The organism is Streptomyces sp. NPDC048191 (assembly GCF_040652655.1).
Taxonomy (GTDB): Bacteria; Actinomycetota; Actinomycetes; order Streptomycetales; family Streptomycetaceae; genus Streptomyces.
Window position 1 is genome coordinate 206,608 of record NZ_JBEZMO010000003.1, and the last position, 13,111, is coordinate 219,718.

Sequence of the window (13,111 nt, forward strand, 5' to 3'; positions counted from 1 at the left end):
TCACGGTTTGAGGACGAGCGTGTCGCTGGTGCTGTCGTCGACCGCCTTGCCCGAGAACGACCAGGGCAGCAGCTCGCCCTTGGCCCACAGGCTCGTCTGGTCCGTGTAGTGCGCGCTGAAGGCGTGCCCGGAGGCGCCGGTCAGGTTGATCCACTTGGACTTGTCGAAGTCGGCCAGGTTCACGACCATCCGCATGGACGGCACCCAGACGACGCCGTAGCCGCCGGCGGCGTTCCAGCCGGTCGCGTTCACCGTGGCCTCGCCGCCGCTGAGCTTCCAGGGGCCCCGGTTGAGGATGTACTGCAGGGCCTTGGGTCCGTCGGTGCCGAGGGTCTGGTTCTTCAGGAACAGACGGTGCAGCCGGCCCCAGCTCCAGGTGTCGATGTCCTTGCCGAGCTTGGCGGTCAGCTCCCAGCGGGCGTCGATCATGGCGCGGGCGAAGAGCTCGTCCATGTTGTTCGCCGCGGGGCGGGTGCCCGACTTGGGCGTCTTCCACCAGTCGCTGTCCGGCTTCTCCATCAGGGTGCGCACGACCTCGAACCAGCGGTCGCCGCCGTCCGGCTGCGCCTGGTCGGCGTCGCGCTCACCGCACTCGCGCACCTTGCTGTCCTCGTCGACCGGACCGGTGCTGTCGATCTTGTCGACCCACAGGCACTGCCCCTTGACGCGCAGTTCCTTGGGGAGCTTGTTGCCGAAGGCGAGCTTGAGGACGTTGCGCCAGACGGCGTTGAAGTAGGCGGCCGCCGCGGAGTCGGACTCCTGGGTGTAGTCCCAGCCCTCCAGCAGCTTCTGTGCCTCGCGCACGTTCTTGTCGTCGAGGTTGATCTTCAGCAGCTTCGGCACCAGCAGCTTGGCGATCTCGCTGCTGTTGTCCAGCTGCATCTGCCGCATGTCGTCGGTGGAGATCTTGCCGCCGTCCTTGATCTTGGACTCGATCAGGTCGGTGATGCGCTGGCTGCGGGTGCCGTAACCCCAGTCGGTGGTGAGGGTGTACGGGTACTTGTCCTTGTCGACCACGGCCTGGTTGGCGGTGACGATGTAGCCGCGCTTGGGGTTGTACTCGTAGGGCAGCTCGTCCTGCTTGATGAAGCCGGTCCAGCGGTACTTCGAGCTCCATCCGGGCGCCGGGATGGAGCCGTCGTCCACGGAGGAGCGCGTGGGGATCTTGCCGGGCAGCGTGTAGCCGATGTGGTTGTCGGTGTCGGCGTAGATCAGGTTCTGCGAGGGCACGTCGAACAGGGCTGCCGCCTGGCGGAAGTCGCTCCAGTCCGCCGCCCTGTCGAGGGCGAAGACGGCGTCCATGGAGGTGCCGGGGTCGAGCGCGGTCCACCTCAGGGCGATGCCGTAGCCGTCGCCGCGGTCGGGCGCGGCGGTGTTGACCGTGGCCCTCTTGCCGACCTGGACGAGTTCGTCGTCACGGTCGGACAGCAGCGGCATCCCGTCCTGGGTCTGGCGGACGACGATCGTCTTGGACGAGCCGCCGGCGACCTTGATGGTCTCCTCGCGGGTCGTGAACGGCCGGACCTTGCCGTCGTACAGGTAGCCGTTCGCGGTCACCTTCTCCAGGTAGAGGTCGGTGACGTCGACGCCGGAGTTGGTCATGCCCCAGGCGACGTTCGCGTTGTGACCGATGATCACACCGGGCATGCCGGCAAAGGTGTAGCCGGTCACGTCGTACTGGCACTTGGTGGAGACGCTGCGGCAGTGCAGGCCCATCTGGTACCAGACGGAGGGCAGCGACGCCGACAGGTGCGGGTCGTTGGCGAGCAGCGGCTTCTTGGTGATGGTGTACTTCCCGGACACCACCCAGGAGTTGGAGCCGATGCCCTGGCCGTTCACGCCGACGGCGGCCGGGACGTCGTCCAGGACGTTGTAGAGGCCCGCCAGCTGGCTCGTGAGCGACGAACCGGTCGGGCCCGAGGCGGAGGAGCCGGTCGCGCCCGTCGTGCCGCCGGAGCCGCCCGTGGTGCCGCCGGCCGTGCCCGTCGTGCCGGTGCTCTGCGAGGTGCCGGTGGCGGAGCCGGTGCCGCCGCCCTGCTGGAAGGACCTGCGCAGCGAGCTGTACTGGCCCTCCTGCACGATCGGCTTGTTCCGGCTGTACGGGTACTCCGGGTACAGGTCCGCGATCTGCTGCGGACCGAGCCGGCTCGTCATCAGGGCGCGGTCGATCTCGTCCTGCATGTTGCCGCGCAGGTCCCAGGCCATCGCCTTCAGCCAGGAGACGGAGTCGACCGGGGTCCACTTCTGCGGCTTGTAGTCGTTGACGAAGCCCAGGGCGGCGTACTCCAGGGAGATGTCCTTGCCGTCCTTGCCCTGGAGGTAGGCGTTGACTCCCTCGGCGTACGCCTGGAGGTACTTCTTGGTGGCGGCCGACAGCTTGGTGTCGTACTCCTGCTTGGCGACCCGGTCCCAGCCCAGGGTGCGCAGGAACTCGTCGTTCTTGACCTGGCTCTTGCCGAACATCTCCGACAGGCGCCCGGAGGTCATGTGCCGGCGCACGTCCATCTCGTAGAACCGGTCCTGCGCCTGGACGTAGCCCTGCGCCATGAACAGGTCCTCGTCGGAGGACGCGTAGATCTGCGGGATGCCGTTGCCGTCCCGCTTCACGTCGACCGGACCCGACAGGCCCTGCAGCGTGATCGAACCCCTGGTCTGCGGGAAGGAGGCGCGGACGGTGCTGATCGACCAGTACCCGCCGTAGGCGATGCCTCCGATGACGGCCAGTACCAGGACCAGCACCAGCAATCGGGCTTTGCGCCCCTTCTTCCTGCCGGACTTGGCGGGCGCGGCACCGGTCGTCGCGGTGTCACCCGTTGTGGCGGTGGTGTTGGGGGGCATCGCTGTCCTTGCTGTCCTAACGCGAGCGGCAGGTCGGGCTGTGACTTTGAATGAGCGCTGGAGCAACCATAGGCGCAGGGCCCTGTCCCCCTTGACTCGGAGTCGGGAACCAGCGCGCACGGACGTTCGATCTTGCCCCGCCGAGCGTCAAGAAAGCGTCAAGAGTTAGGTAAGGTAATGAAGTAACCGGAGATCCCAGGGGAGGAAACGCCGCTGACTGTTCACCACCTCAACCAGCTCCTGCTCGTCTGCTCCGTGGTCCTGCTCGTCGCCGTCGCGGCGGTCCGGATCTCCTCCCGCAGCGGGCTCCCCAGCCTGCTCGTCTACCTGGCCATCGGCGTCCTCATGGGCCAGGACGGCATCGGCGAGATCCACTTCAACAGCGCCGCCGTGACCCAGGTCATGGGGTACGCGGCCCTGGTCGTGATCCTCGCCGAGGGCGGCCTCGGCACGAAGTGGAAGGAGATCAGGCCGGTCCTGTCGTCCGCCTCCGTCCTGGCGACCGCCGGAGTCGCCGTCAGCGTGGGCGTCACCGCGGCCGGCGCGCACTATCTGATCGGGCTGGAGTGGCGGCAGGCCCTCATCATCGGCGCGGTGGTGTCCTCGACGGACGCGGCGGCGGTCTTCTCGGTGCTGCGCAGAGTCCCCCTCCCCGCGCGCGTGACCGGCACGCTGGAGGCGGAGTCCGGCTTCAACGACGCCCCGGTGGTCATCCTGGTCGTCGCGTTCTCCACGGCCGGCCCGGTCGAGCACTGGTACGTCCTGCTCGGCGAGATCGCCCTGGAGCTGGCCATCGGCGCGGCCATAGGCCTCGCGGTGGGCTGGTTCGGCTCCTGGGGGCTCAAGCACGTGGCCCTGCCCGCCTCCGGCCTCTACCCGATCGCCGTGATGGCGATCGCCGTGACGGCGTACGCCGCCGGCGCCCTCGCGCACGGCAGTGGCTTCCTGGCCGTCTACCTGGCCTCGGTGATGCTCGGCAACGCCAAGCTCCCCCACTGGCCCGCCACGCGCGGATTCGCCGAGGGACTCGGCTGGATCGCCCAGATCGGCATGTTCGTCGTGCTCGGTCTGCTCGTCACCCCGCACGAGCTGGGCGACGACGTCTGGCCCGCCCTGGTCATCGGGCTCGTCCTGACCATGGTGGCCCGGCCGCTGAGCGTGGTGCTCAGCCTCGCGCCGTTCCGCGTGCCGTGGCGGGAGGAGACGCTGATGTCGTGGGCGGGACTGCGCGGCGCGGTGCCCATCATCCTGGCCACCATCCCGATGGTGAACGGCGTCACCGGCAGCCGCCGCATCTTCAACATCGTCTTCGTCCTGGTCGTGGTCTACACCCTCGTCCAGGGGCCGACGTTGCCCTGGCTGGCGCGCACGCTGCGCCTGGGAGAGGCGGGCGAGGCCTCCGACCTCGGCATCGAGTCGGCGCCGCTGGAGCGGCTGCGCGGACACCTGCTGTCCGTCACGATCCCCGAGGGCTCCCGGATGCACGGCGTGGAGGTGAACGAGCTGCGGTTGCCTCCCGGGGCCGCCGTCACCCTGGTCGTCCGCGAAGAAAAATCGTTTGTCCCGATGCCCACGACAGTGCTGCGCCGCGGCGACGAGCTGCTGGTCGTCGCCACCGACCCGGTCCGCGACGCGGCCGAACGACGCCTGCGCGCCGTCGCCCACGGCGGCAAGCTGGCGAGCTGGCTGGGCACGAACGGGGCGGACAGCTCGCACGGCTCGCACTGAGTCGGCGCTTCGTACGGTTCACATCCCGTGAAATCCCAGGCGTCCCCGCCCCGTGGTGCTCGTTTTCACAGCCGGGCTGGGCGGCGGTCCCTGTAGCATGAAGGCGCACCCTGATCGAACCAACTCTGCCTGACGCAGAGCTGGCGCGACCGTATGGCGGCCGAGTCCCCCCACCCGTAGTGGGCGCCGGTATCTACCGCAGTCCGCGCAAGAGGACAGCTCTCGGCGCCCCGGCCCACCCGGCCCGCGCGCTACCAGGCGGCAGAAAGGCACGGGCCGTGGGATCCACGGTCACCACCACCGAAGCGGAGAAGACCTCGCCGGCCTCGTCCCGCCCGGGATACGGACAGCTGCTGCGCACCCGCGGCGCCTGGACCTTCCTGCTCCCCGGTTTCGCGGCGCGCCAGCCGTTCGCGATGCTCACCCTCTCCATCGTGCTGCTCGTGCAGCACACCACCGGCTCGTACGGCGCCGCGGGCGCCACGGCGGCCGTCACCGGTGTCTCCATGGCGCTGTTCGCGCCGTACAGCGGCCGCCTCGCCGATCGCTACGGCCAGCGCGCCGTACTGGTCCCCGGCGTCCTGGTGCACACGCTGGCGGGCCTGTCGCTGACCGCGCTCGCGCTGGCGCACGCCCCCCTGTGGGCGCTGTTCCTGGCGGCCGTCCCGACCGGCGCCTCGGTGCCGCAGGTCGGCCCCATGGTGCGCGCGCGCTGGGGCGTGAAGCTGCAGGGCTCGCCCCTGATGACCACGGCGGCGGCGTTCGAGTCGGTCACGGACGAGCTGACCTTCGTCTTCGGTCCGCTGCTGGCGACGGCCCTGTGCACCGCCGTGACACCGGCGGCGGGCCTGGTCACGGAGGGCGCGCTCACCCTCGTCGGCGGTCTGCTGTTCGCCGCGCAGAAGGGCACGCAGCCGCAGGTGAGCGGCGGCGGGCACGCGCGCGTGCAGCACGCCTCCGCGCTGCGCGTGCCGGGCGTGCGTGTGCTGGTCGTGACCTTCCTGGGCATCGGGTCCGTCTTCGGCGGCATGCAGGTGTCGCTGGCCGCGTTCACCGAGTCGATCGGCGAGCCCGGCCTGAACGGCGTCCTGTACGGCGTCTTCGCCGCCGGGAACATGCTGTCCGGCATCGTCTGCGGCGCGATCGCCTGGAAGGTCGCCCCCCAGCGCCGCCTGGTCGTCGGCTACACGGCTCTCGCCGTCGTCGCCTCCGCCCTGTGGACGGCGCACTCGGTGCCGCTGCTCGCCGGGCTCGGTCTGCTGGTCGGCATGTGCATCGCGCCGGCGCTGATCACGGGCTACACGCTGGTCGAGGGCCTGGTCCCGGCCGGTGCCCGTACCGAGGCCTTCACCTGGCTGACCGGCGCCGTCGCGCTCGGGCAGGCGGCCGCCGTCACCGTCGCCGGGCAGCTGGAGGACCGGCTGTGGGACGGCGCGGGGTTCCTGGTGCCGATGGCCGGCACCGTGCTCGCGCTGGCGACCCTGCTGGCGCTGCGCTCGCGGCTGGTCGCGCAGCGGCAGAACCGCACCGTCGCACGTGGCGTCGGTCACCGCGTGCCGGTGACGGTGGACTGATCCCCCGGAATACGTCAGTATGGATCGTCGTTAGCACTCATCGAGTAAGAGTGCCAGGAGGAAGACAGTGCCGACCTACCAGTACCAGTGCACCGAGTGCGGCGAGGGCCTTGAGGCGGTGCAGAAGTTCACCGATGACGCCCTGACCGAGTGCCCCAACTGCGATGGCCGCCTGAAGAAGGTGTTCTCCGCGGTCGGCATCGTCTTCAAGGGCTCCGGCTTCTACCGCAACGACTCCCGCGGCTCCTCGTCGAGCAGCAGCCCGGCGTCGAAGTCCTCGAGCACGTCCTCGGGCACGTCGTCGACCGGCTCCTCGGCGTCCGACTCCAAGCCGTCCTCGTCGAGCTCCACGAGCAGCTCCGCGGCCTGACCTGTCTTCCCCGGACCCTGCCGTCGTGCGACGGCAGGGTCTTCGGTGCTTCCGGGCACCGGGTCCACCGCGGTCGCACCGCCCGCTAGTGTGCTGGTCATGGCGAACGCAGAGATCGGCGTGATCGGTGGCTCGGGCTTCTACTCGTTCCTCGACGACGTGACCGAGGTCCAGGTGGAGACCCCCTACGGGCCGCCCAGTGACTCCCTCTTCTTCGGTGACGTCGCCGGCCGGCGGGTCGCCTTCCTGCCCCGGCACGGTCGCGGCCACCATCTGCCGCCGCATCGCATCAACTACCGCGCCAACCTGTGGGCGCTGCGCTCCGTCGGCGTCCGGCAGGTGCTGGGGCCCTGCGCGGTGGGCGGGCTGCAGCCGGAGTACGGCCCCGGCACCCTGCTCGTGCCGGACCAGTTCGCGGACCGTACGAAGTCCCGGGCGCAGACGTACTTCGACGGGTTGCCGCGCCCCGACGGAACCGTGCCGAACGTCGTGCACGTCTCGATGGCGGACCCCTACTGCCCCACCGGACGGGCCGTCGCGCTGAAGGCCGCCCGGGGCCGGGACTGGGAGCCGGTGGACGGCGGCACGCTGGTCGTGGTCGAGGGGCCGCGCTTCTCCACCCGTGCGGAATCGTTGTGGCACCGGGCGCAGGGCTGGTCGGTCGTGGGCATGACCGGTCACCCGGAGGCGGCCCTCGCCCGGGAGCTGGAGCTGTGCTACACGTCGCTGACCCTGGTCACCGATCTGGACGCCGGCGCCGAGACCGGTGAGGGCGTCTCGCACGAGGAAGTGCTGCGGGTGTTCGCGGCCAACGTGGACCGGCTGCGCGGCGTGCTCTTCGACGCGGTGGCGGCACTGCCGGAGACGGGGGCCCGGGACTGCCTGTGCACGAACGCGCTCGGCGGCATGGATCCGGGCTTCGAGCTGCCGTAACGCCTTCGCGGGAAGACCCGGAATTCCCCGTTCGGGTGGGCGGGTTGTCCACACTCCGCCCGTGGTCCACCGGCTCCGGCGGAATTCGGCGCGAGGCCTCATCGTGGCATCGCAAGCCGAATTCCTCGTCGCAGGCGGTGATCTCCGTGCCTCTGTCCCCGTCCCTGAATCCGTCCGTCACTCCGCCTTCACCTGCTCCGCCTTTCCCGCCTCCCCTCCGGCTTCCGCGCCCACTGGGCACGGATGCCCCGGCGACCGGTGAGGTCCCCGAGTTCCCTCCGGTGCGCGTGCGCGGCGGGCGGTATCAGCTGCAGCGGCTCGTACGGCACCGGAGGCGGGCCGTCGCGGCCGGCCTCGCGGTGACGGCGGCCGCGCTCGTCGCCGCGGGACCGCGCACCGGGGCCGATCCGCACGGCGTGGACCGGGCCCGCGGACACCCGGTCACGGTGCCCGTACGCCGGCACGCGGCCGTGGAGGCGGTGACGGCGCCGGTGCGGATCGCCGACGCGGCCACGGTCAGGCTGCTGCGGCCCGGCGACCGCGTCGATGTCATCGCCGCCGAGGACCCGTCGGCCGGGGGTGTCGCCCGGGTGCTCGCGCGCGGTGCGCGGGTGACCAGGGTGCCCGAGCCGTTGGAGGGCGGCGCCGAGAGCGGGGCGCTGGTCGTGCTGTCGGTGCCGCGTGCCACGGCGGCGCGGCTCGTCGGCGCGAGCGCGACGGCGCGGCTGGCGGTGACGCTGTGCTGAACCGGCTCGGACACCTTCCCGGCGGCTTGCCGTCAAGTCGCTCGATCAAGCGGCGGGACTGGACACGACGGCCACCCGGTGCCGTAGGTTGCGGAGCGTTTCGTTCCACACCCTGTGCATACGAGGAGAGTCCCCGAGGTGAGCGCGAAGAAGGAACCGAGCGTCTGGCAGGGCTTCAAGGCCTTCCTGATGCGCGGCAACGTCGTCGATCTGGCAGTCGCGGTGGTCATCGGCGCGGCCTTCACGAACATCGTGAACTCGGTGGTCAAGGGGGTCATCAACCCGCTGGTCGGAGCGATCGGCACACAGAACCTGGACCACTACAGCTCCTGTCTGAAGGACCCGTGCGCGGTCAGCCCGGACGGCACGGTCAAGAGCGGTGTACCGATCCTGTGGGGCTCTGTCCTCGGCGCCACGCTGACGTTCGTGATCACCGCGGCGGTCGTGTACTTCCTGATGATCCTGCCGATGTCGAAGTACCTGGCCCGGCAGGCGGCCCGCAAGGCGGCGCGGGAGGGCACCAAGGAGGTCATCGACGTGACCGAGCTGGAGGTGCTCAAGGAGATCCGCGACGCGCTGGTCGCGCAGCGTGGATCGGGGCACGACGAGCGATAGGGCCGCCGCGGACGGCTCACAGGTGGTGGGGCGGCTTCTCGTCGAGGAAGCGCTTCAGGTCGGCGGCGCTGTCGCCGTCCGTGCGCTCGCCCCATCCGCGGTCGGTGTCGTCCGAGGACTGCTGGTCCAGCGGGTCGTCGAAGACCAGCGCGGGCTTCGGGGCGCGGGGCTCGGATTCGGGGGCGGTGCTCATGGCTCAAGGGTACGGTCCCGGCACCCTCGCCCAGCCCTCCCGGGGCCCTGCCCCCAAGGCCCGGCGCCGGCCGGTCGGTGGCCGAGACGTGCCATCTGACCTGGGGTTTGTGGAGGACTTCGAACCGCCGCGTCTTTGTGAATCGGTGCACAAGATTTCGGGCAGGATTTCTGCTGTCCTGGGAGGCATGACGTCGAGTTCCCCTCCGGCACCCGCCTCCTCGGGCGCACCACGGCCCTCCGGTCCCCTGCGACGGCTCACCGCGCGCGGGCGCGACGAGGCGCACCGGGTCTCCTCCCCGCTTGAGCTCTTCTTCGACCTGTGCTTCGTCGTGGCGATCGCGCAGGCGGGCGTGGAACTGGTGCACGCCGTCGCGGAGGGGCACGCGGGCAACGGAATCCTCAACTACGCCATGCAGTTCTTCGCCATCTGGTGGGCGTGGATGAACTTCACCTGGTTCGCCTCGGCGTACGACAACGACGACGCGCTCTACCGGGTCGTCACCCTGGTGCAGGTCGCCGGCGTCCTCGTGCTGGCCGCCGGCATTTCCCGGGCCTTCCAGCAGCACGACTACCTGGTGGTCTGGATCGGCTACGTGATCATGCGGCTGGCGATGGTCGCGCAGTGGCTGAGAGCCGCGAGATCGGCCGAGGGCGCCGAGAGAACCACGGCGGTGCGCTACGTGTGCGGCGTGCTGCTGTGCCAGGTGGGCTGGCTCGGACTGGTACTGCTGCCCGGGCCGGCGCGGCCGTGGGTCTTCCTCGTGATGGCGCTCGCGGAGATGTGCGTACCGCTGTACGCGGAGAGGGGCTACGAGACCTCCTGGCATCCGCACCACATCGCCGAGCGGTACGGGCTGTTCACCATCATCGTGCTCGGCGAGACGGTCGCCGCGGCGACCGTCGCCGTGAAGTCGGCCGTGGACGAGCACGGCGCCCTGGGCGAGCTGCTGCCGATCGCGGCGGGCGGGCTGCTGATCGTCTTCTCCGCGTGGTGGATCTACTTCGTGGTGCCCATCCACGGCCACCTGCGCGCCAACGGACAGGCCTTCCTCTGGGGTTACGGCCACTACCTGATCTTCGCCTCCGCCGCGGCGATCGGCGCGGGCCTGGAGGTGGCCGTGGAGCACGCGGTCGGCAAGACGCACATCTCCACCCTGTCCGCGTCGGCGGCCGTGACGCTGCCGACGGCGCTGTACCTGCTGACCGTCTGGCTGCTGCACTCGCGGCACTTCAAGGTCGGCATCGCCCAGCAGCTGGTGCTGCCGGTCACGGCACTGCTGGTGATCTGCTGCAGCTTCCTGGGCGACTGGGCGGTGCTCGCGGCGGGGTTCGTGTGCTCGGCCGCGGTGGCGACCGGTGTGATGCTGACGGCGCGCATGGTCCACCGGGAGCGGGCGGCGGGCGCCACCGCTCCGGCCGGCTGAGCCCTCCCGCGCGCCCCGGCAGGCGAGACTGGCGCCCATGACTGTTGACGCGATCACGGACGTGGCAGGGCTGCGCGTGGGGCACACCGCCCGCAGCGGGGACGGCTGGCTCACCGGTACGACGGTCGTCCTCGCCCCGGAAGGCGGCGCCGTCGCCGGCGTGGACGTACGCGGCGGCGGCCCCGGCACCAAGGAGACCGACGCGCTCGACCCGCGCAACGTGGTGCACCGGGTCGACGCCGTAGTGCTGACCGGTGGCAGCGCGTACGGGCTCGACGCGGCGTCCGGCGTGATGGCCTGGCTGGAGGAGCGGCGGCGCGGAGTACGGGTGGGCCCGGACCCGGCGCACGTCGTGCCGGTCGTGCCCGCCGCGTGCGTCTTCGACCTGGGGCGCGGCGGGGACTTCCGGGCGCGGCCGGACGCCGCGACCGGACGCGCCGCGGTGGAGGCCGCCGCGGCGAGTGCGCCGGGCGCCCGGGTGGCGCAGGGGTGTGTCGGAGCCGGCACGGGTGCCGTGGCGGGCCGGATCAAGGGCGGGGTGGGCACCGCGAGCACGGTGCTGGACTCGGGGATCACCGTGGCCGCGCTGGTGGTCGTGAACGCCGCGGGGTCGGTGATCGAGCCCGGGACGGGGGCGCTGTACGGGGAGTTGTCGCAGGGGCGGGTGGAGTGTCCCGCGGAGCACGTGCACGAGGCCGCGCGCCGGCGTCTCGACGAGAGCGCCGCGCACAACGCGCCGCCTCCGCTCAACACGACGCTGGCGGTGGTCGCGACCGACGCGAACCTCTCCAAGGCGCAGGCGCAGAAGGTGGCGGGCACGGCGCACGACGGGATCGCACGCGCCGTACGTCCGGTGCACCTCATGAACGACGGCGACACGGTGTTCGCGCTGGCGACCGGCGCGCGCCCGCTCGCCGAGCACCCGTTGGAGCTCAACGCCCTCCTCGCCGCCGGAGCGGACGTGGTGACGCGCGCGATCGTGCGGGGCGTGCGCGCCGCCGAGTCGGTCGACGGGCCGGGCGGGACGTGGCCGTCGTACGGGGAGTTGTACGGGGCGCGCTAGGCGGGCGGGGGTGGGTGACGCCCTCACCCGCGTGCTCTTGGTGCGCATGGCGGTCAACGCCGGTAGCTCCACGGCCCGTTGGGAACGTGACGTGGTGAGAAACCGGGGCCGGACGGCCCCTCGGGGCTTGAATTGTCGCGGTTCTGTCACGTGATGGCGTTCACGGGGAACGGGGGGAACCTTCCCGGCCGCCAGTGCCCTCTTTCTCCACGCACCGGAACGGAACACGCACATCACACGAACCTGGAGCAGCCCGTGACAACGCCGGACATTGCAGCGCGGCGCGTACTGGGGGCCTGTGCCGCCCTGGTGATCGGCACCCTCACCCTGACCGCTTGCGGTGGCAGCGCCAACGCCACCAGCGACGGCAAGGGCGGCAAGGACTCCCCCAAGGCGTCGGCGGCCCAGATCGTGATCTCGGCCAAGGACGGTTCGACCGGCGCGTCCATCAACGCGACCGGGGTGAAGGTCAGCGGCGGCAGGCTGACCGAGGTGACGATGTCCGTGGCCGGGACGCAGAAGGCCGTGGCGGGGACGGTGTCGGCGGACGGCACCAGCTGGAAGCCGAAGGACCAGCTGGACCGCGGGACGAAGTACGAGATAGACGCGACCGCGAAGGACGCCGACGGGCGCATCACCGCGACCAAGTCCATCTTCACCACTGTCACGTCGGCCAACAGTTTCGTCGGCACCTACTCCCCGGACGACGGCACCACGGTCGGGGCGGGCATGCCGGTGTCGTTCACGTTCGACAAGTCGATCACCGACAAGAAGGCCGTGCAGTCGCACATCACGGTCGACTCCAGTAGTGGTCAGCAGGTGGTCGGGCACTGGTTCGGGGACCGGCGGCTGGACTTCCGGCCGCAGGAGTACTGGAAGGCCGGCTCCAAGGTCACGATGAAGATCGCCCTGGACGGGGTCCAGGGCGCCAAGGGCGTCTACGGGGTGCAGAAGAAGACCGTCTCCTTCACCGTCGGGCGCTCGCAGGTCTCCACGGTCGACGCCACCACGCAGACCATGACCGTGGTGCGGGACGGCAGGACGATCAAGACCATCCCGATCTCCACCGGCAGCCCGGACCACACCACGTACAACGGGCAGATGGTGATCTCCGAGAAGTTCACGCAGACGCCCATGGACAGCCGGACGGTCGGCCTCGGCAACGCGTACAACATCCCGGACGTCCCGCACGCGATGCGCCTGACGAACTCCGGCACCTTCATCCACGGCAACTACTGGTACAACACGGGCAACCCGCCCTTCGGCCGCGAGGGCACCAGCCACGGCTGCGTCGGCCTGGCGGATGTGCAGGGTGGGCAGGGCGCCACGCCGGCCAAGTGGTTCTTCGACAACTCGCTGATCGGTGACGTGGTGATCGTGAAGAACTCCCCCGACTCGACGGTCGCCCCGGACAACGGACTCAACGGCTGGAACATGCCGTGGAGCGCCTGGACCGCCGGAAGTGCCGTCTGAGCGGCGGGTTTTGACGTTCCATGGGGCCGCGCGGGAACTTTTCGCGCGGCCCGCGCGTTTTCCCGGCGTACGTTTTCTCGGTTCCCGGACATGATGTCCGACCGAGGGGCTACGGTATGCACCCACAAGGTGACATGCAGCAACGCCGGGAG

General features: G+C 70.6%; 11 protein-coding genes. 9 read left to right on the top strand and 2 right to left on the bottom strand.

The annotated features are described in order from the left end of the window. Complete coding sequence (locus AB0D93_RS06740) at positions 1-2,838, bottom strand: penicillin acylase family protein (protein ID WP_362114087.1); 2,838 nt, start codon at positions 2,836-2,838, stop codon at positions 1-3. Positions 2,839-3,030: 192 nt separating this feature from the next. On the opposite strand from AB0D93_RS06740, the gene AB0D93_RS06745 reads away from it, so the two are divergent. From AB0D93_RS06745 to mscL, 6 genes are all read left to right on the top strand, one after another. Continuing rightward, positions 3,031-4,566: a potassium/proton antiporter gene (locus AB0D93_RS06745; RefSeq protein WP_362115074.1), complete on the top strand. Its 1,536-nt coding sequence runs from the start codon at positions 3,031-3,033 to the stop codon at positions 4,564-4,566. 278 nt (positions 4,567-4,844) lie between these two features. Next, positions 4,845-6,140, top strand: coding sequence for an MFS transporter (locus tag AB0D93_RS06750; protein ID WP_362114090.1), 1,296 nt, complete (start codon positions 4,845-4,847; stop codon positions 6,138-6,140). A gap of 67 nt (positions 6,141-6,207) precedes the next feature. Then, the gene (locus tag AB0D93_RS06755) at positions 6,208-6,510 is read left to right on the top strand and encodes an FmdB family zinc ribbon protein (RefSeq protein ID WP_362114093.1); all 303 of its coding nucleotides are present in this window, start codon (positions 6,208-6,210) and stop codon (positions 6,508-6,510) included. Positions 6,511-6,609: 99 nt separating this feature from the next. Next, positions 6,610-7,443 carry an S-methyl-5'-thioadenosine phosphorylase gene (locus tag AB0D93_RS06760; protein ID WP_362114096.1) on the top strand — a complete coding sequence of 278 codons (834 nt, stop codon included), beginning with the start codon at positions 6,610-6,612 and terminating at the stop codon, positions 7,441-7,443. A 164-nt stretch (positions 7,444-7,607) separates the two neighbouring features. After that, positions 7,608-8,189, top strand: coding sequence for a hypothetical protein (locus AB0D93_RS06765; RefSeq protein ID WP_362115077.1), 582 nt, complete (start codon positions 7,608-7,610; stop codon positions 8,187-8,189). A gap of 138 nt (positions 8,190-8,327) precedes the next feature. Then, positions 8,328-8,804: a large conductance mechanosensitive channel protein MscL gene (mscL, locus tag AB0D93_RS06770; RefSeq protein ID WP_362114099.1), complete on the top strand. Its 477-nt coding sequence runs from the start codon at positions 8,328-8,330 to the stop codon at positions 8,802-8,804. A gap of 16 nt (positions 8,805-8,820) precedes the next feature. Here the strand turns inward: mscL and AB0D93_RS06775 are convergent, their stop codons facing one another. After that, positions 8,821-8,997, bottom strand: coding sequence for a hypothetical protein (locus AB0D93_RS06775; RefSeq protein ID WP_107471064.1), 177 nt, complete (start codon positions 8,995-8,997; stop codon positions 8,821-8,823). 187 nt (positions 8,998-9,184) lie between these two features. On the opposite strand from AB0D93_RS06775, the gene AB0D93_RS06780 reads away from it, so the two are divergent. The 3 genes from AB0D93_RS06780 to AB0D93_RS06790 all read left to right on the top strand — a co-directional run bounded on the left by AB0D93_RS06780 (position 9,185) and on the right by AB0D93_RS06790 (position 12,959). After that, the gene (locus tag AB0D93_RS06780; protein ID WP_362114103.1) at positions 9,185-10,423 is read left to right on the top strand and encodes a low temperature requirement protein A; all 1,239 of its coding nucleotides are present in this window, start codon (positions 9,185-9,187) and stop codon (positions 10,421-10,423) included. A 37-nt stretch (positions 10,424-10,460) separates the two neighbouring features. Further along, complete coding sequence (locus AB0D93_RS06785; RefSeq protein ID WP_362114106.1) at positions 10,461-11,486, top strand: P1 family peptidase; 1,026 nt, start codon at positions 10,461-10,463, stop codon at positions 11,484-11,486. Between the two features lie 255 nt (positions 11,487-11,741). After that, on the top strand, positions 11,742-12,959 hold the full coding sequence (locus AB0D93_RS06790; protein WP_362114109.1) for an Ig-like domain-containing protein: 1,218 nt from the start codon (positions 11,742-11,744) through the stop codon (positions 12,957-12,959). The last annotated feature ends 152 nt before the right edge of the window (positions 12,960-13,111 follow it).

Coding starts and splice junctions, on each gene's coding strand:
- AB0D93_RS06785 (WP_362114106.1), top strand. CDS start 10,461: ATGACTGTTGACGCGATCACGGACGTGGCAGGGCTGCGCGTGGGGCAC.
- AB0D93_RS06740 (WP_362114087.1), bottom strand. CDS start 2,838: ATGCCCCCCAACACCACCGCCACAACGGGTGACACCGCGACGACCGGT.
- AB0D93_RS06760 (WP_362114096.1), top strand. CDS start 6,610: ATGGCGAACGCAGAGATCGGCGTGATCGGTGGCTCGGGCTTCTACTCG.
- AB0D93_RS06775 (WP_107471064.1), bottom strand. CDS start 8,997: ATGAGCACCGCCCCCGAATCCGAGCCCCGCGCCCCGAAGCCCGCGCTG.
- AB0D93_RS06780 (WP_362114103.1), top strand. CDS start 9,185: ATGACGTCGAGTTCCCCTCCGGCACCCGCCTCCTCGGGCGCACCACGG.